Origin of the sequence: uncultured Brachyspira sp. (assembly GCF_944390845.1) — a bacterium.
In the GTDB taxonomy this organism is placed as follows: Bacteria; Spirochaetota; Brachyspiria; order Brachyspirales; family Brachyspiraceae; genus Brachyspira; species Brachyspira pulli.
Genome location: NZ_CALXRM010000019.1, coordinates 1 through 18,383, shown reverse-complemented (window position 1 = coordinate 18,383; position 18,383 = coordinate 1). Strand labels below are relative to the sequence as shown.

The 18,383-nt window shown below is 27.1% G+C and carries 14 protein-coding genes and 1 tRNA gene; 5 read left to right on the top strand and 10 right to left on the bottom strand.

The genetic code is table 11. The features are described from left to right. The first annotated feature begins 324 nt into the window (after positions 1-324). Together Q0K52_RS05635 and Q0K52_RS05630 are read left to right on the top strand one after the other, a co-directional pair. The gene (locus tag Q0K52_RS05635) at positions 325-780 is read left to right on the top strand and encodes an Hsp20/alpha crystallin family protein (protein ID WP_297297356.1); all 456 of its coding nucleotides are present in this window, start codon (positions 325-327) and stop codon (positions 778-780) included. Between the two features lie 102 nt (positions 781-882). After that, positions 883-1,305 carry an Hsp20/alpha crystallin family protein gene (locus Q0K52_RS05630; RefSeq protein WP_297297354.1) on the top strand — a complete coding sequence of 141 codons (423 nt, stop codon included), beginning with the start codon at positions 883-885 and terminating at the stop codon, positions 1,303-1,305. Between the two features lie 133 nt (positions 1,306-1,438). On the opposite strand, the gene Q0K52_RS05625 is transcribed toward Q0K52_RS05630, so the two are convergent. From Q0K52_RS05625 to Q0K52_RS05605, 5 genes are all read right to left on the bottom strand, one after another. Next, positions 1,439-2,728, bottom strand: coding sequence for a dicarboxylate/amino acid:cation symporter (locus Q0K52_RS05625; RefSeq protein WP_297297352.1), 1,290 nt, complete (start codon positions 2,726-2,728; stop codon positions 1,439-1,441). Between the two features lie 201 nt (positions 2,729-2,929). Beyond that, the gene (locus Q0K52_RS05620; RefSeq protein WP_297297350.1) at positions 2,930-4,198 is read right to left on the bottom strand and encodes an MATE family efflux transporter; all 1,269 of its coding nucleotides are present in this window, start codon (positions 4,196-4,198) and stop codon (positions 2,930-2,932) included. A gap of 247 nt (positions 4,199-4,445) precedes the next feature. Beyond that, a complete protein-coding gene (locus tag Q0K52_RS05615) occupies positions 4,446-5,414 on the bottom strand; it encodes a beta-ketoacyl-ACP synthase III (RefSeq protein ID WP_297297348.1) in 969 nt (322 codons plus the stop codon). 832 nt (positions 5,415-6,246) lie between these two features. Continuing rightward, the gene (locus tag Q0K52_RS05610; protein ID WP_297297346.1) at positions 6,247-7,725 is read right to left on the bottom strand and encodes a DUF4026 domain-containing protein; all 1,479 of its coding nucleotides are present in this window, start codon (positions 7,723-7,725) and stop codon (positions 6,247-6,249) included. 89 nt (positions 7,726-7,814) lie between these two features. Then, a complete protein-coding gene (locus Q0K52_RS05605; RefSeq protein ID WP_297297344.1) occupies positions 7,815-8,513 on the bottom strand; it encodes a M48 family metallopeptidase in 699 nt (232 codons plus the stop codon). A 480-nt stretch (positions 8,514-8,993) separates the two neighbouring features. On the opposite strand from Q0K52_RS05605, the gene Q0K52_RS05600 reads away from it, so the two are divergent. Beyond that, on the top strand, positions 8,994-10,835 hold the full coding sequence (locus tag Q0K52_RS05600; RefSeq protein ID WP_297297341.1) for a methyl-accepting chemotaxis protein: 1,842 nt from the start codon (positions 8,994-8,996) through the stop codon (positions 10,833-10,835). 46 nt (positions 10,836-10,881) lie between these two features. On the opposite strand, the gene Q0K52_RS05595 is transcribed toward Q0K52_RS05600, so the two are convergent. Beyond that, complete coding sequence (locus Q0K52_RS05595) at positions 10,882-11,250, bottom strand: heavy-metal-associated domain-containing protein (RefSeq protein ID WP_297297339.1); 369 nt, start codon at positions 11,248-11,250, stop codon at positions 10,882-10,884. Between the two features lie 161 nt (positions 11,251-11,411). Here Q0K52_RS05595 and Q0K52_RS05590 point away from each other — a divergent pair, with 161 nt between their 5' ends. Beyond that, positions 11,412-12,032, top strand: a complete 621-nt coding sequence (locus Q0K52_RS05590) for a hypothetical protein (protein ID WP_297297337.1) — start codon at positions 11,412-11,414, stop codon at positions 12,030-12,032. Between the two features lie 8 nt (positions 12,033-12,040). Next, positions 12,041-12,113 (top strand) — tRNA-Thr (locus tag Q0K52_RS05585). 94 nt (positions 12,114-12,207) lie between these two features. On the opposite strand, the gene Q0K52_RS05580 is transcribed toward Q0K52_RS05585, so the two are convergent. From Q0K52_RS05580 to Q0K52_RS05565, 4 genes are all read right to left on the bottom strand, one after another. Continuing rightward, a complete protein-coding gene (locus Q0K52_RS05580) occupies positions 12,208-13,662 on the bottom strand; it encodes an HD domain-containing protein (RefSeq protein WP_297297335.1) in 1,455 nt (484 codons plus the stop codon). 77 nt (positions 13,663-13,739) lie between these two features. Continuing rightward, positions 13,740-14,114 carry a YkgJ family cysteine cluster protein gene (locus Q0K52_RS05575; protein ID WP_297297333.1) on the bottom strand — a complete coding sequence of 125 codons (375 nt, stop codon included), beginning with the start codon at positions 14,112-14,114 and terminating at the stop codon, positions 13,740-13,742. A gap of 42 nt (positions 14,115-14,156) precedes the next feature. Further along, positions 14,157-16,820, bottom strand: coding sequence for a hypothetical protein (locus Q0K52_RS05570; protein WP_297297331.1), 2,664 nt, complete (start codon positions 16,818-16,820; stop codon positions 14,157-14,159). 6 nt (positions 16,821-16,826) lie between these two features. Continuing rightward, on the bottom strand, positions 16,827-17,567 hold the full coding sequence (locus tag Q0K52_RS05565; protein ID WP_297297329.1) for a hypothetical protein: 741 nt from the start codon (positions 17,565-17,567) through the stop codon (positions 16,827-16,829). Positions 17,568-18,383: the final 816 nt, after the last annotated feature.

Genomic DNA, 18,383 nt, shown 5'->3' with positions numbered 1-18,383 from the left:
CGGTTTACAATTTGAATACCTTTAATTGTATAAACTATATACATTGGATTTTTATTGTCTATTAAGTAGTATAATAGATATACAATGTATTAAATTTATTGTATTAAAATTGTACGGATTAATTTAGTGATAATGGCTTTGTATATAAAAAAATAGTTCAAGTGTATTATTAATAAACAATATTTAAAAAATAATTGGCACAGTTCTTGCATATATATTAGTGTAGCGATGATAACTCAGAAAAAAGAGTTAAGATAAATTAAATAGATGAAATGCTATATAAAAATGATAAATAATGAAAGTTAATATAAAGGAGTTTTAATTATGACTAAAAGATTATTTTTACCTGCTTTACATTCTATGTTAGATGATTTTAGAACTTTTGATGATGCTTTTAATAGCTTATATAACAGCAATAATGAAGAAATGAGAAAATTATCTCATTACAATATAGAAGAAGATGATAAACAATATGTTATAGAAATGGATATGCCTGGAGTAAAAAAAGAAGATTTAGAAATAGGCATAAAAGAAAATGTTCTTTCTATATATGCTGAACGCAAAAGAGTAAACAAAAATAAAGTTGTTGATGCTCAAAATGCAGAAAATGCTGAAAAAGATAATGAGGTTGTAGTTTCAAGATATGAGCAAAGTTTTAATATCAGTACAAAAGGTATTGATGTTGAAAATATAGAAGCTAATTTGAGTAATGGTGTTCTCAAAATAACTCTTCCAAAGAAAGAAGAAGTTAAATATGAGAAAAAAATTAATATAGGTTAAGAGTCTGATATTTAATTAATGAAAAAGTTAATTAAATGCGAGGTTTATGGAAAATTGTAAATAACAATTAATAATAAATAAAAAAATTAAGGAGATTTTAATATGTCAAGAAGAATATTTGTACCAACTTTAAATTCACTTTTTTCAAATAGATATAACAATGTAGGAAATTACAATCATTTTAGAGATTATGAACCTAGAGTATCTGAATATAGAATAGAAGAAGATGAGAAACATTATATTATAGAAATGGATATGCCTGGAGTAAAAAAAGAAGATTTAGAAATAGGCATAAAAGAAAATATACTTTCTATTTCTGCTAAACGTAAAAAAGCAGTTAAAGCAGAAAATGGAGAAGCAAAAGAGGAAGTTATTGCCAGATATGAACAAAGCTTTAATATCAGCACAAAAGGTATTGATGTTGAAAATATAGAAGCTAATTTAGTTAATGGTGTTTTGATAGTAACTCTTCCAAAGAAAGAAGAACTTAAATATGAAAAGAAAATAGAAATTAAAGGAGAATAATAAAAATATAGAAATACCTAAAAATTAAGACATTAAGAAATAAAGACATTGTAACTTTAATTCATAAGATATAATCCATAATATAAAGGCTGTACGAAGTATTATTACTTCATACAGCTTTTTTATTATATCTTTATTCCCATTTAGTCATATCCATTTGTTTAGTTACTTTGGCTACAACTGCAGTTCCGCATAAATCACCTGATATATTTAAAGCGGTTCTTCCCATATCAAGCAATGAATCTATACCTACTATCATACCATAAGCAGCAGCTACATTGGTATTTGAGTTAATATCAAGTCCTATAGAATTTAATACCATTAGAAGCATTATAGATCCGGCACCTGGAACTCCTGCAGTACCGACTGCAGCCAATACAGATACTATAACTACTGTTAATTGAGAATCAAAGTTTAAAGGAGCATTGCTGGCATTGGCTATGAATATTGAACAGATACCTAAATATATTGCAGTTCCATTCATATTGATAGTAGCACCTAATGGCAAAGTAAAACTGTAAATACCCTGATTAATTCCCATTTTTTCATCTGCTACTCTCATAGATATAGGCAATGTTCCGCCTGAAGAACGTGTTACGAATGCTGTAAATAAAGGTTCTGATATTTTATTTAAGAATTTTTTTGGATTTATTCCAAATGCTAAATTTATTAAACTGTAAACTATTATTAATTGTATGGCAAAGGCAATATATATTGTATATGTAACTTTTAATAATGAACCTAAAGAACTAGGGCCGTTTTGAGCAAACACTGTGAATATTAAAGCAAAAACACCAATAGGAGCATAATACATTATCCAACTTACAACTTTTATAATGATATTAGTACAGCCGTCAAAGAATCTATATACTATCTCAGCATTTTCTTTTGTTTTTTCATTGTCCCTACAAAATGCCAATGATATACCGAAGAATATTGCGAAAAATATTGTAGGAAGTACATCTCCGTCACCGTTAGCAAATGATGAGAATGGATTTGTAGGTATAGTGGCAAGAAGCGTGTCTACAAAGCTAGGTTTTACGAATTCTTTTGTTGCTGCTAAAGTAAGGTCTAAATCCAATCCTAAACCAGGTTTAAATATATTTCCTACAACTAAACCGAATACAGATGAAATTATTGAAGTGCCTATATAAAATACTAATATTATAATTCCAACTATTCCTAAATCTTTAGGAGATATGCTTGAAACACCGCTTATTAAAGTGAATATAATTACCGGCATTACTATCATTTTTAATAGTCTTATAAATATTTTACCGACTGGATCTGATATGGCTATAAGTTTTGCTGTTGTTGCTTCTGATGCTGCTGATGAAACTATCATTCCAAGTATAGCACCAAGTATTAAACTTGCTAATATAAAGAGCAGCAATTTACTTTTAGCATTTTTTAGCTTACTCATAATAAAAATTACTTTAATAATTATTTTTTATATTATGGTATTAAATGTTAAAAAATCAATATGGTATAAAATTATATTACATACTAATGTAAAGAATATATATTTTCTTTACTTAATTTATTTGTTATGAATTTAAAAATTAATTTACAAGCGTATACATGAAAATTATATATGCATACGCTTTTTTGATTATTATATTTTTTATAATTTATTTTCTTTTATGAACTTATAAAAATAAATTATACCAATTAATGCCGGAATAATAGGGGAGATTGACATAGAAATATATATGCCTAAAAATCCTATAATGCTTTCTAAAACTTTTGATAATACAACTTTAAAAATTATAGAATCTATAAAAGAGTTAATAAAAGTTATATATGATTTTTGAATGCCTATAAGAAAACTGTCAAGCATATACATCAAAGCATAAATAGCTCCGTTAAATGAAGCACAAACTTTCAAATAATATATTATATCATTTATTACCTTTTCTTCTCCGCTATAGAATATACTTATAATATTTCTGGCAAATATATGAATAAATAAAATAACAATCATTGTTGCAGTTATATCAAATACTATAGAAAATTTAACGTTTTTCTTTATTTCTGTATAATTTTTCTCGCCTATATTTTTTGAAACTAATATGCTTAATGATTCACCTATAGACCAAGAAATCATACCTATGAAAGTGTTAATTTTTAATCCTATAGTAAATCCTGCTATAACATCATATTTATTCATCATTATATTTACTAAAAAATATGATATGTTTATTATTAGCATTTGAAATATGCATGGAAAAGATACTTGTATTAATTCTTTTATTATCTTCATATCGATTTTAAAAGTTATATTATCTTTTATAAAATATAATGATAATAAGAAACTTATAATCTGCGATATAACGGTTGCTGAGGCTGCTCCTTTTACAGATAATTTTAATATATAAACAAATATAAAGTCTAATACTATATTAACTAAAGAAGCTATAATTATAAAGAATAATGAAATCTTTTCTTTACCGCTTGATTTTATAACTGATGATATTGAACTATATAAGAATGCAAATATTACACCAAAGAAAATGATTTTAATATAATCATAGGCATAATTAAAAGATTCTTCTGGTATATTCATAAATAATAATATTTGTTTTGAAAATATTATTCCAAATACAAAAATTATTATAGAGGAAACGAATGATAGAAATAATAAGCTTCCTATACTTTGTTTATATTTTATTATATCTTTAGAGCCTCTGTATTTTGATATTATAACAGAGCCTCCTATTGATAAACCTAAATGTATTGAAGTTATAATAAACATTATAGAAGCACAGTTTCCTAATGCTATAACTCCATTATCTCCGACTGAATGTGAAATAAATATTATATCTGCAATACTATATAGATATTGAAGTATATTTGAAATGAATAAAATAAATGAAAATTTTATTAAATACATGAAACTTTCCTTGAAATTTAAACTAAAAATTAAACCTATAAAAAATATATTTTATAGACCGCAATGAACTGCAGCATACTGAAAAATTTTTAGTATGCTCCAAACAATTAGATATTGCCGGAGCTTAATTCAATAACAAGTTTCATAATTAAATCATATTTTATTTTTATTAATTGTCAATAAAAAAGGATAGCTTATTGCTACCCTTTAAGAAAAAATTTTATTCAAAAATATATATATGATAGTTTTACCAAATCATCAAAGTTGAACCCCAAGTGAATCCTCCTCCAAATCCAGTAAGGAGAACTAAATCACCGTCATTGATTTTATTATTTTCCAAAGCGTCTGTCAAAGCCAAACCTATACTAGCAGAAGAACAGTTTCCAAATTTATTTAATACAACGCTTACTTTTTCCATAGGAAGTCCTATTCTTTTAGCAACTGCCTGCATGATTCTTAAATTAGCTTGGTGAGGTACAAAATATTTAACATCGCTTAACTGTTTTCCTGTGCTTTCTAAAACTTTATCTATACTATTTGAAAATTCTGTTACTGCTCTTTTGAAAGTTTCAGAACCAGCCATATGTATTTTAAACTCTGGTGCTTCTAAATCATCAGCTCTTATAGGACAAACACTTCCGCCGTTAAGCACAATACTCATATCTGGTTCGCTTTGCATATGAATTCCTATTATGCCTTTTCCATCATCTCTTGTAGTGATTAATGAAGCTGTAGCAGCATCTCCGAAAAGAATAGCTGTTCCTCTATCTTTCCAATTTACATCTTTAGTTAATTTCTCACATGAAACTATAAGAACATTATTGCATTGACCGCTTTCTATTAAAGCTGTAGCTGTATTTAATGAATATATATATCCGGAACAAGCAGCTGACAAATCCAAAGCAAAACAATGTTTAAGACCTAATGCCATTTGTATTTGTCCTGCCATAGAAGGGAATATATAATCTTTTGTTACTGTAGGTACTAAAATAGCATCTACTTCTTTTAAATCAACGCCTTTTTTTTCTAAGTTTTTAACTGCATTTAATCCCATTTCAAATATGGTTTCATCTTCTCTAGCCATATGTCTTGTTTTGATTCCTGTACGTGTTGTGATCCATTCGTCGTTAGTATCCAATATGCTTTCAAAATATTTGTTGTCTAATATTTTTTCTGGTACATAATATGCTATGTTCTTAATGTATGCTCTTTTCATATGATTCTCCATTAAATGTAGTTAAGTATAGAATTTTCATTTTAATAGTTTAGTAAAAAATAGTAAAAAATCTATAGTTAATAGTAACTATTTTGTTGAAAATACTACCATAACTATAACTATATTATGATAATTTGATATTATTATTGGATATTAATAAATATTTACAGTGTTTTTATATTGAAAAATAAAATTTTATTTATATATCCCGCCCTTTATACTTAATGAATAATTTTTGATATTTTAATACATATATATCCTTAAATAATCTAATTAGAAATTACAGCACCCGCCCAAGTTTGAATTAACTTTAAAATGCATTTCCCCGCACGGTAAACTAAATTAACAATATAATAAAATCTTAATTACAAACTAATCTATATTTTTTGCTTTATTCTGCGTGCGGTAAGTGCACAACAAATTTAAACAAATCTTGGGTGGGCAGCTAAAATAACAGTTTATATTTAAAAGAAAATAATACAGAAATATCAGATAATATTTTAAAGCCTAAAGGGTGGGGTGTGTAAATAATTTTTTTAGCTTATTTAAAATTCCCCGCCCTCTATCCTTATTAATATAATTTGATATCGTTGTTTTTTTATTTCTTTTATGTTTTTAAAGAATTGATAACACCCGCCCAAGTTTAAATTAAATTTAGAGTGTATTTACCGCACGTAGAGCGAAGCTAAAAAGATAGATTTATTTGAATTAAAATTTTTATTATATGAAAAATTTGATTTACCGTGCGTTGAAAAAAGTTTTTAATATAAAATAAAAAACAATGAACCTAATAAATAAGCCCATTGTTTTTTGTTATTTTAAGTATTAATTTTTATTCTTCAAATAATAAATATATGTTGCTTGAATTGTATTGAGCATTTTCTGAATATATAGTCCAATCTGTAAGTCTTTCTATACTATGCATTCCTCTTTCCCCTTCATGCATACCTAAATCTTTATAAGGCTCATTTATTAAAGTAGCATCAAAATATCCGTCATTAGTAAAGCCATGAACATCAAACCATAAATGCTCTAAATCATTAGGATTTTCTTCTGTTTCTCCATAACCTAATTTTACTAGGAAAGAAGTATTTTCATCACCTTTATTTTTATCTAATAATTCAAGGAAATGTTCGAGTTTTTCAAAAGCAGCCTCTCTCATAAGTGAAGTTTCAAAATAACTCATCATAAACATAGGATTATCAGTTAATTCTTTTTTATAATAATCTATAGAATGATAATTTCCTTCATTGTCTACAGCAACTAATATTCCAGAAGGAGTATTATGTACTCCGTCATTTCTGTCTTTAGAACTTCCAGTAATATCATTACCAATATTAAGCTGTTTCAAAGCTTCTTCCCAAGGAAGCCAGCAAACATAAACATTATAAGCAGGGTTGAATTTAAATCCTGGTTCAGGAACACCTCTTTCTATAAACATTTTAGCACAAGTATTTAATAATTGACCATAAGGAACATTAGGATCTTCAACACCTACTATTTCAAGTTCTATACAACCTACTCTGTAAAGTCCATGTGTATGGAACCAATATTCCACTTTGTTAGGGTCTTTATCATCATCATAAACAGCATGTATAGTATATAGATAATCCAAAGAAGGAGGCAAAGCAAATGTAGATGTATATGAAAGCCAATCACCAGAATGAGCAGTATAACAAGCCATATCTAAAAATATAGAACATTCAGGTACTAAACTGTCTAATAATTGTAATTGTCTTTGATAGTCTGTAAGAGGGTGATTATCGAAAGTTGTTGATACATGAACTGCATATTTACATTGACAAGCCTCTTTATAATCTTCTTCTCTTACTGTGTTTACAGAGAATATTTCAGGAACATTTTCTGTAACAGTAGAAGCATCTACGAAAGCTATATGGAAACTAAGTTCATCATTATTTTGTTCTTCTTCATTATGAGAGTGTCCGCAACCGCAGCTATGTTCCTCATCATGTGAATGTCCGCCACAGCAGCCATGCTCCTCATCATGAGAGTGACCACCGCAACAGCCGTCATGTCCGCATCCGCAATCATGTTCTTCTTCTTCCATAACCATAGGTAAGTATTGCAATTTTATTGATAATTCCCATATTGATTTATCTCTTATAAAATTAGATTTATCTATTTCATTAAATTCCATAACCATATATTCATCAGATTCTGAAAGTATATCTCTAACTTCATTAATAGTCATGTTATGATCATATTCTTTTGAAAATACAGCAGCCATCCAAGATTCTAATTTTTGCTCGCCGCTTGAGAATATATTATATAGTTTTTCGTTATAATTCATTATTTATTACCTCATAATGTTAAATTAATATTTATCCATAATAGTGTTTTTTAGTATAGTATAATCTGTATTTTTTTCAACATATTTTATTATAAATTATTAAAAAATGTATCTAATATCTTTTTTTCTTTTTTCCATTCAGGCATATAAAGGCTTACTATATTATGAAATCTTTTACTATGATTAGCCTCTATTAAATGTGCTAGTTCATGAATTACTATATATTCCACAGCACTTTGAGGATATTTCATAAGCTCCGAATTAAATGTAATATGCTTTTTTATAACATCACATGAGCCCCATTTACTTTTAAGTTTTTTTACTGTGAAACTGTTAATCTCTAAATTCATTATACTGCAGTATTTTTTTAAAAGTGTGTCAAATAATTTTAAAGCCTCTTTTTTATACCATATATCAAGTAAATTATGCTTTCTCCTTATATCGCTATTTTTAAATTCTTCTTTTTCTTTTATATTAACGTACATATACATCATTTTTCCGTCTAATATAATATTTTCTTCTCTGCTTTTTACTACTTTTAATAAATATCTTCTTCCTAAATAATAAATTTCATCACCGCTAACTAATTCTTTTTTGCTTATATCATAAATACTTTTTTTCTTTATGTCTTCTTTCTTTTCTTCTATCCAATCTTTTCTTTTTTCTATAAGTTCATATATGTATTTTTTAGTAACTCTTTTTGGGGCAGTTACATATATATTTAAATCTGGCTTCACTCTTATGTATATATTTTTTATTCTTTTGTATTCTATAATTATTTCATTCATAGCTATATTATATACTAAAAATTATTAAGTTTGTAAAAATATTTCTTTCTTTTGGTTATGTAAATATCATAAGGTTTATTAATATCTTACATTTATTTCATATATTATAATTTATAAAAATAGAAGTGTATAAATTGTTTAATATAGAATATGTTTTTATGAAAATTTGAGTTAAAAAATCAGCGGACACTCGCATGCCCGCTATTAAGGTAAATTATGAAGAAAAAAATTTATAAAATTAGATACAAATCAATTCTGTTTACATTATAAATATATAAAAGTTTGAAAAAAAGTGTCAAAAAATTTTTTTTTATAGAAAATTTTATTAAAAAAATAATTAAAAAAAATAAATGTAGAATATTGATTAAAATGATAAAAAAATGTACACTCTATCTAACTATTAAGATTATGTAATTTTTTCGTAAATATTTTTTTAATCAATAATTTTAAAATATTAAGAATCGGGATTGGAGTTATAGTATGAAAAAAATAGATAGTTTATCTTTTAAGATACCTGTTGTAATATCTTTAATTTCTTTAGTTATTATAATTATTATATTAACTATTTCTAATACTATTGCTAGTAAAGGATTAAGCAAAAGCAGACTTCAGGGATTTCAAAATACAGCAAAAAGCTATGCTAAACTTTTTGATGCTATTTTGATAGACCAAATATCATTAGCAAAAACTTATTCTGTGGCACCTGCTGTAATGAATTCTTTATTAAATAGAAATGAAGCTACAGAAAATGATGTTTTACAAGCTTTAGCGTTATTTAATGGGGCAAATGAATATTCAATAAATATAGCTGTAATTGATTTAAATGGTGATATTATAGCAGATGCTTTGGGTAATTCTATAGGTGATAATATAGCTGAAACAAGACCTAATTTTTGGACTAAATTAGAATCAAATGGCTTTGAATATACTTATGATGAAGAAATAGTCAATTCTAAAGATACAGGCAATAAATCATTAGTTTTAGGCGGTGCTATAAAAAGTTTAAATGGAGATTTATTGGGAGCCATTCTTGTTGTTGTGGATTGGAAACTTATACATGATAATTATTTTACAGATATAGATCTTGGAAAGACAGGAAGAATATTAGCAATAGATGCTAATTTGATTGATATAATGGATAATATTTATGAGCAAATAGGTTCTAGTGTGGTTCCGGATTATAAAACAGTATTTGATAATAATTTAAATCAAGGTACATTATCATACGTTTATATGGATAAAAAAAGAACAGGTTCTTATTGCAGAATGAAGTCTATGAATTGGATAGTTGCTATGACTATGTTTGATAGTGAGATATATGAAAATAATAGAATAGTAATAGTTATAAGTTCTATTGTTGGAGTAATAGCAGTTATTTTATTCTCAATATCAGTATATCTATTTATAAAAAGACTTATGGGTCATATAAATAGTATAATAAAAGAAGCTAAAGAAATAGAAATTGGTAATTTAACTTATGTATCCAATGAACATAAAAGAAAAGATGAACTTGGAATCTTATTTAATTCATTCAGTAATATGCGTAAAAAACTTACAGAAATCATTACTCAAGTAAATTCTTCCTCTCAAAAGATCAGCAGTGCGGCTCAGGAATTGGCTAATGGAAATGCTGATTTATCAAGAAGAACAGAAGCTCAGGCAGCAAGTCTTGAGGAAACAGCAAGTTCTATGGAAGAGATGGCTTCAACAATAAAATCTTCAACTTCTCACTCTGTTGAAGGAAATAATATGATGAAAGAATCTATGGAATCTATTAAAAATGCAGGAGCTATTATTGTTGAAACAACAAAAAGTATAGAAGAAGTAAATGAAGATAGTGAAAAAATAAAGAACATTACAAAAGTAATAGAGGATATTGCCTTCCAAACTAATATATTGGCTTTGAATGCAGCAGTTGAGGCAGCACGTGCTGGTGAACAGGGTAAAGGTTTTGCGGTTGTAGCAAGTGAAGTTAGGAATTTGGCACAAAACTCACAAACTTCAGCTAAAGATATAACTAATTTGATTAATATTATTTATGAAAAAATTAGTAAATCAGCTGAAAAAGCAAAAGAATCTCAACAGATATTTGAAGATTTAGAAAAGAAATTGGAAGAAACTTCAAATATAATGCGTGATATTACAGAAACAGCAATAGAACAGCAATCAGGTGTTGATCAGGTGAATATAGCAGTTTCACAAATGGACACTGTAACACAGCAGAATGCTGCTTTAGTAGAACAATCTACAGCAGCAGCTGATTCTCTTTTGAATGAGGCTAGAGAGCTTGAAGAAGCTATGAGATTCTTTAGATTGAAATAAATTTGATTTTTGTATATAAATATTAAAAACGTCTGGTAATTTTTTATCAGGCGTTTTTTATATAATATCTATATCCAGAATCTTTTATAACATTTTCAATATCTTGATCGCTTAATTCTTCTTTCATAAGTATAATTAATTCTTCCTTATCAAAATTAACTTTAGCATATACATTTCCAAGTTTATTAAAATTATTTTCTATCTTTTTGGCACAATTACTGCAAGTCATTCCGCCTATTTGTAATATTTTTTTGTATGGATAATGATTTTTATTTTTATCAGCTACTTTTACTTTTGATATGTTTTCATTTCCTCTAGTACCGCAGCAGCTTCCAGATTGTATTTTCTTTATATAGCTTATTACAAAGATGATTGATATTAATATTATGATAGATATTATAATTATAGCTTCCATTAATAAATTTCCTTTAATTTTTTGAATTTTATCGGTAAAAAAGTTTTATTATTCTAACAAAAATAGTATATATAGTCAATTTATTTGTAAGAAAAAATTCAATTTTAAGCTTTAATATTCCGTATTTTAATGATAGTATATTTCATATAAGGAATTATAAAATGAATAGATATGCATTATTAATTTCATTTTTATCAGTATTTTTGGCTTCAAATATCTTGTATTCACAGGAAGAAGCTGGTACGAATGATATATTCAAAAGCAGATTATTTTTTTCAGAAAGAGATAAATTAACTTCAAAAATGAATCTATATACATCTTGGAAATACACTTATAAATATTTAAGGGATAATAGTTTTAGATTCTATAAAAGAAACGGAAGAACTATGACATTGCAGTTTAGATATAAGTATCCAAGTGCAATATCAATAACAAATGGCATGCCTATAACATTTTCATTTAATGACGGAAGCAGTATTGAGCTTACTAATATACAAAAAGTAATTTATAGTCCTTATTTAATGGGAAGATTCAAATATTATGATGTAGAAGTTAGATATAAATTCAATGATGATGCAGAGTTTGATGGTTTTGCTAATGCTGCAATAACAAATATAAGATTTAATTTTATAAATGAGTTTGGAGAAGAAGCTTATGATGATATATCAATATCTTCTCTCACTACAAGCAATTGGCAGAGTATATTTACAGCCTTTAGAGATGGCGTTCAGAAGCTAGAGGAATTAAACAGCGGTGACTACGCTACGAATGATATGAATTAAAATAAAAAGCCAGCCTAGCTCAGTTGGCAGAGCAACGCATTCGTAATGCGTGGGTCGTGGGTTCGATCCCCATGGCTGGCTCAGATAAATTATTTTTAAATTAGTTTTTTCTTAAAAAATATATTGGTATACTATATAAAGTTTATAGTAACATAAAAAAGCACAAAAAATAAGATTATATTAATTTACAAGCCATTAAATCCTGTTCTATAGAATTACTTAAGAACTCTACAAATACATCGTATAGAATAGGGTCTAATTTAACATGCTTTTCTATAAAATCTTCTCTCATAATGTTAAGAGCTTCTTCCGGAGTAAATGTTTTTCCGCCTCTGTATTTACGTGCTGGGTCAATTAAAGCATCGTAAACGTCTATTATTTCAAGCATTTTAGCAGGGAAATAAGCAAAAGCCTCGCATTCATCTATAGTCTTAGCATCATAAGTCATTATTCTTTGTATTTGGAAACTAGGGTGTTTTGCCAATTTTAATTTATATAAATGATCATAAGGACCATAACCTAAACCATAATATTCATGGTGTAAAGCTACAGTCAATATAACTTCAAGAGGATATTCTGAAGTTTGACTTACTAAAGCATAGCTGTTAAATAAGTGTTTTTTTATTCTTTCATAATCTCTTCCGTTAGCACCTTCAAAATAATCCAAATCTTTAACTTTACCTATATCATGAAGTAAAGCACCAACAGAATAAAGATTCATTTCTCTGTCTTCTATGATTTTAATACCTTTATCAATACAGTCTTCAACAGTAGCTAGATTTTTGCATATATTATCTTTGCTGAATACTGCTTCAACTTGTTCATAGAATTTTTTATATTTATTAGTATATGAAGTTCTTATTTTATGTACTAAATGTCTTCTGTTTATGAGGTTATTATAAAATGCTATAAAATTGACATAAGAAATAAATACCCTGTTAGAGTGAGACATTATACCGCCGTCAGAATAGTTTCTAAGTTCATCAAATACTTTTTGAGTTTCAGTATTTTTTGAAAGCATATCAACTATAGTTGTAACTAGGTTAGTAGTAGTTTCTGTTATTTCTTGGTTTTCTATTTTAGCCTGTTCTTGAGTAATTTCTTCGCCTTTAATTTTTTGTATACTCTCAAACATTGTTACTTTAGCGATAAGACCTACATCATTACCAACATTAACAATTTGCTGAGCAGTATTTTTATTGATACCTTGTTCTTCATCAACTACAATTTGTTTAAGCTCTTTATTGTATGTTTCTATTGTGCTTACTTTTTCTCTGTAAGTCATTTTAGAAATTTCAGAAATTCTTTTACCCATTTCTTTTTCAGATTCTTTAGGAGTTCTGAAAACATAAGGAGCAGCAGCTTGAGTACTTGATGTAGATGAATCAGTTTGAGTTATTGATTTGAACTCATCAATAAATACTGCAAAATTTTTAGGAATATATAGTTTTAGGTTATTATATTTTTCATTGTCTATAATAAGACTTAATTGTTCAGTTGGAAATGCTATAAGATTTTTTTCTTTATCAACTCTAAATAGAGGTATATTATGTGAAATTAATTGATCTTTAATACTTTTTAGATCTTTTACCGTTAAAATATCATATTTACTTATTAAATCATTACTCATTATCCGATTTTCCTAAAACAAAATATATTGGCTGACTATATTATATAATATATTAAAAAAAAATAAACAATAAAAGACTATTTTTTTATAGATACACCATGGCAGGGTCTATTAAATTTACCAGCAATTAAGTTTCCATTTTTATCCATATATTCATTCCAATACGGAAAAGTTCTGCATTGTTCTGGTTTAGCCTCATGTATTATACATTTATTACTTTCATCTAGGAAAGTACAGCCTTTTTCTCCGGTAACTTGAATATAATATCCATACCCTTCATCGTATTCTAAATATTTGTTAATAAATACTATAGGGGATATATTTAAAAAATTAGATGCTTTTTTTATATCATCATCAGTAAAAAACACATAACCAGGTTCTTTACAGCATATACCGCAACCGGTGCAGGAAAATTCTAAAATAGCATTTTTATTTTTAGCGAATCTTTTCATAATTTTTTTATTATAGCTGATTTATTTTAGGAGTGATAATTATTATTTTATAATTGAATTTGCTTGAGATTTGATTGTATTTGCTAGGTCTTGTTTACCCATTCTTGAATATATGTCTGATACCTTTATATAATCATTATACAATGCCTTTTTTTCAGCGTCACTCATATTCTCAACTTTTTTTTTTCCTCCATTAGGCAATTTTATATCAACATTAAAAACTATACTATCAGGATTTTTTATTAATTGTTCATTGAGTACGAATATAGTCGGCCATCTCCTTGAGTCCCCCAGTTCCGTGACGGCTATAGAGGAAAGAGTATCTTTCCATTGAGTTTTATAAGTACCTGTATTATAAGTTAAGGTACTGCTATTATTATTTTGTATTGTGCTGCCAGCCGCTGATGCATTAGTATTTGCTGCAGGCGGATTAGGCGGAGGAGTAGGTGGTGTTGGCGGATTTATCTCAGGCTCTTTTGGAGGAGTAGGAGCATTATTTGTCTGAGGTCTAGTTGCTGTGTTATTAGTGCTAGGTCTTGTCGCAGTATTATTAGTTTGCGGTCTAGCTGTATTAGTATTTACTGCTGCGTTATTAGTGTTAGGTCTAACTGTATTAGTGTTTACCGCATTAGTGTTAGGTCTAGTGTTATTAGTTTGTGGTCTAATAGCATTAGTATTTGCTGTATTAGTATTAGGTCTAGTGTTATTAGTTTGCGGTTTAATAGCATTAGTATTAACTACAGCATTGTTAGTGTTAGGTCTAACATTAGTTTGCGGTTTAGCAGTATTTGTATTAACATTATTAGTTTGCGGTCTAACAGCATTAGTGTTTTGTATATCTATTAAATTATTAGTATTATTATTAACTGTTTCATTAGTAACGATATCATAGAAACCGTCATCTTCTATAGTGTTATTTCTTCCAGAGAAGAATTGTACTCCCAAGAAAGATAATCCAAGTATTATTATGATGATACCAACTATAGCAACAATTTTATTTGATTTTTTATTTTCCTCGATAGAGTGGCTAGGAACTACATAAGGTTCAGCTGGTTTTTTCTCTATTTCAGGAAGAGCTGAAGTTTTTAATTCTTCTTCAGTTTCTATAATTTTTATATCTTTATCTTTTAATTCTTGTAATTTTTCATTTTCTGTTTCTTCCTGAGTATTTTCAGCATAACTTTCTATTGAATCATTTTCATTTATAGTATGAGCTTTCTCTATAGCACTGTCAATTTCCTGCTGTTCATATTTAGATCTTTGAACATCTTCGTCGTTTAAAGGTATAACAACTTGTCTTTTGAAAATATCGCTTTTGCTGTAAGTTGCTTTTTCAGTTACTTTTATTTCCTCTTTAGCTTCAGATTCTGTTTCTTCTTGTTTTTCTTCAGCTTCTTCAACAGAAGAAACATCTTCTGTTGTTTCTTCCTTCTCAGTTTCTTGTACTGAAATTTCTTCTTGTTTTTCTTCGATTTCTTCTTTGTCTTCTGTAGTTTCTTTTTCCTCTTCTTGCTTTTCTTCAGCTTTTTCTTTTGCTTCTTCCTCTCTTCTGCGGAATCTTTCAAATGAAAATATAGAAGAGCTATAAGTACTGCTATGAGTTACAGCAGATTCTGTTTTTTCTTCAACTTTTTCTTCTTCAGTTTCTGTTTTTTCTGCTTCTTTTAATTCTTCTGCTTCAGAAGTTGTTTCTTCGGATACTTCTGAAATAGTTTCTTTGTTTTCAATATTTTCAGCTGCATCATCTTTTTTATCTAATGAATCATGTATATCATGTTTTTCTGCTTCAATTTTTTCGTCATTTTCTTTATCTTTCAATGAATGAGCAGCTAATACACTTGCTACTATAGGACTTGATACGCTTGATTCTTTTGTAGCATTTGTAGTATCTGTGCTTTCTATAGTCTCATCATCTACTACTGCAAGACGTTTTTTTACAGTAACAGGTCTTGACACATTTTTTGATTTAGCTTTTATAGCCTCTTTTAATAGAGTGATTGACTCTCTTTCTGTTTTACTTTCTGTATTTTCAGTTTTTATAGAATCTAATTTTCTAACAGGAGTAGAAGTTTTTAATACGATTTTTCTGTCAGCACCTTTTCTTTCTGCTGTAGCTTCTTTGATAAGCTCTTTTAAATCTTTCTTCTCCTCTTTTTTTTCTTCTTCTCTTTTTGTTATAGATAAACTTTCTAAAGGTTTTATTTCAGGTTTATTTTCCTTAACTTCTTTTACATCTTTTTTATCTTGTAAAAAATCTATGGCTTTCTTTTCTTCTTTAGGTTTATTTTCAATTTCTTTAATTGTGTTTTCTTTTTCTTTAACTGCACTGCTGATTATGTTATTATTATCACTTGCTGTATCATCTTTTTTAGCTGCAGTTTTTCTAACTGTAGTTTTTTTAACAGTTTCTTTTGCTTCTGTATCGTCTTTTTTAGCTGCAGTTTTTCTAACTGTAGTTTTTTTAACAGTTTCTTTTACTTCAGCATCATCTTTTTTAGCTGCAGTTTTTTTAGTTGTAGTTTTTTTTGCAGTTTCTTTTACTTCAGCATCATCTTTTTTAGCTGCAGTTTTTTTAGTTGTAGTTTTTTTAACAGTTTCTTTTACTTCAGCATCATCTTTTTTAGCTGCAGTTTTCTTAGTTGTAGTCTTTTTTGTAGTTTCTTTTACTTCGTCTTTTTTGTTTGTAGTAGTTTTTTTTGTTGCCATATCTTTTTACTCTGTAATATTTTGTTTATTTTTGATTAATATGTTTCTTATAGAGTTCATAGTTTTTTCATCAAACATATTTTCTGTAATATTTCCAGTTTTTAATGACTCTACAAGATAATTGTTTAAATTTATATCTTTGTTTAAGTTATATTTCTTAGCAATATAAACAGAATTACACATAAATAAAATTACTCTAAGCTGATTTCCATTAGAGGAATATTTATCTATTAGCTTTTGAGGATCATCTATACCTAAACAACTTAAATTATAACAAACTTTGAAGAAAAGTTTATCAACAGCTTGTTTAACTTGAGTTTCTTTTTTAGCTTTCTTGTTTAGAGTATAAAGTATAGAGAAATCCCTAGCTTCAAAATTACATACAGTGGCAAAAAACTTCTCTTGATGCGGCATAAGATAGTGATGACTTTTCACTTTAGATTCTACTCTAGTAATAAACCCTTTTTCTTCAAGAGTATCCAAAGATTTCACTATAGTAGCATTTCCTCCTATTCCAGCTTCACTTAATATCTGAGAATGAGTTATTTTAGCAAGTCCAATCTCATAGTCGTAATTAGCCACCAAACTTCTGTAAACTTCTTTAGCAGATAGAGGTAATTTTTTCCAAGTGTTGTTCTCTGTTATAGATTTTGGAATAAACGAACACATTGAGGCTATAGATAAGAATGTATCTTTATCTATTGTTTTTAATTCAGCTTTGTTAATAATATCTATGATGTTATCCAAAATCTTACTCCATTTTTAGGTTTATATAATATATCTAATTAAATATAAAATCAAGTTCGTATAAACATAATATTTTTTTTAGCTTATTTTTATAGATAATCAGCTAATTTCCTTTATCGGCTTTGTTTAAAATACTTTAGTTGATATTTTTTTTTATTTATCATTGCATTTATATTGTATTTTTTTAAGAATAATTTTTTTATAGAACAAGTATTTAATTTTCAAGAAAGAATATAATATTCTAATTTATAATAATAATCCTAAACAAATATACCTTCTTAAACTTAAAAAATAAAGTTACATTTTTATTTTTTATATCTTTATTTTTTCAAGTGACACAAGTCTAACACTTTGCTTGACAATTCACCATTTCTTTTGCGATCGAAAAAAGTCTTTTATAGCGAGAAAAATTTTTTAGCTATTGTATTGATAAAAATATATTCTTGATACGTTTTGAAAGGCTATATTTTATATTTAAGTTAATAATTTATATCATAATCTTTAGTATGATTTATAGTTCTAAGTTTACATTTTCACTTTTGCAAATCGCATCTGAGCCTATCAAAGATATAAGGTTATTTGATGAAGTACTAAGAGAGTATGTGTCTGTAAAATAACAACATAAAAATTGACAAATTTAAAAAAAATTCAGAGTATCCTAATATCAAGACCATACTAATTTTCAAGAAAGATTCTAATTATTAAGAATAATCCTAATTGATTTTAAGATTTTTTGAAATGATTTTAAGATTTTTTGAAATGATTTTAAGATTTTTTGAAATGATTTTAAGATTTTTTGAAATGATTTTAAGATTT

Coding starts and splice junctions, on each gene's coding strand:
- Q0K52_RS05635 (WP_297297356.1), top strand. CDS start 325: ATGACTAAAAGATTATTTTTACCTGCTTTACATTCTATGTTAGATGAT.
- Q0K52_RS05630 (WP_297297354.1), top strand. CDS start 883: ATGTCAAGAAGAATATTTGTACCAACTTTAAATTCACTTTTTTCAAAT.
- Q0K52_RS05625 (WP_297297352.1), bottom strand. CDS start 2,728: ATGAGTAAGCTAAAAAATGCTAAAAGTAAATTGCTGCTCTTTATATTA.
- Q0K52_RS05620 (WP_297297350.1), bottom strand. CDS start 4,198: ATGTATTTAATAAAATTTTCATTTATTTTATTCATTTCAAATATACTT.
- Q0K52_RS05615 (WP_297297348.1), bottom strand. CDS start 5,414: ATGAAAAGAGCATACATTAAGAACATAGCATATTATGTACCAGAAAAA.
- Q0K52_RS05610 (WP_297297346.1), bottom strand. CDS start 7,725: ATGAATTATAACGAAAAACTATATAATATATTCTCAAGCGGCGAGCAA.
- Q0K52_RS05605 (WP_297297344.1), bottom strand. CDS start 8,513: ATGAATGAAATAATTATAGAATACAAAAGAATAAAAAATATATACATA.
- Q0K52_RS05600 (WP_297297341.1), top strand. CDS start 8,994: ATGAAAAAAATAGATAGTTTATCTTTTAAGATACCTGTTGTAATATCT.
- Q0K52_RS05595 (WP_297297339.1), bottom strand. CDS start 11,250: ATGGAAGCTATAATTATAATATCTATCATAATATTAATATCAATCATC.
- Q0K52_RS05590 (WP_297297337.1), top strand. CDS start 11,412: ATGAATAGATATGCATTATTAATTTCATTTTTATCAGTATTTTTGGCT.
- Q0K52_RS05580 (WP_297297335.1), bottom strand. CDS start 13,662: ATGAGTAATGATTTAATAAGTAAATATGATATTTTAACGGTAAAAGAT.
- Q0K52_RS05575 (WP_297297333.1), bottom strand. CDS start 14,114: ATGAAAAGATTCGCTAAAAATAAAAATGCTATTTTAGAATTTTCCTGC.
- Q0K52_RS05570 (WP_297297331.1), bottom strand. CDS start 16,820: ATGGCAACAAAAAAAACTACTACAAACAAAAAAGACGAAGTAAAAGAA.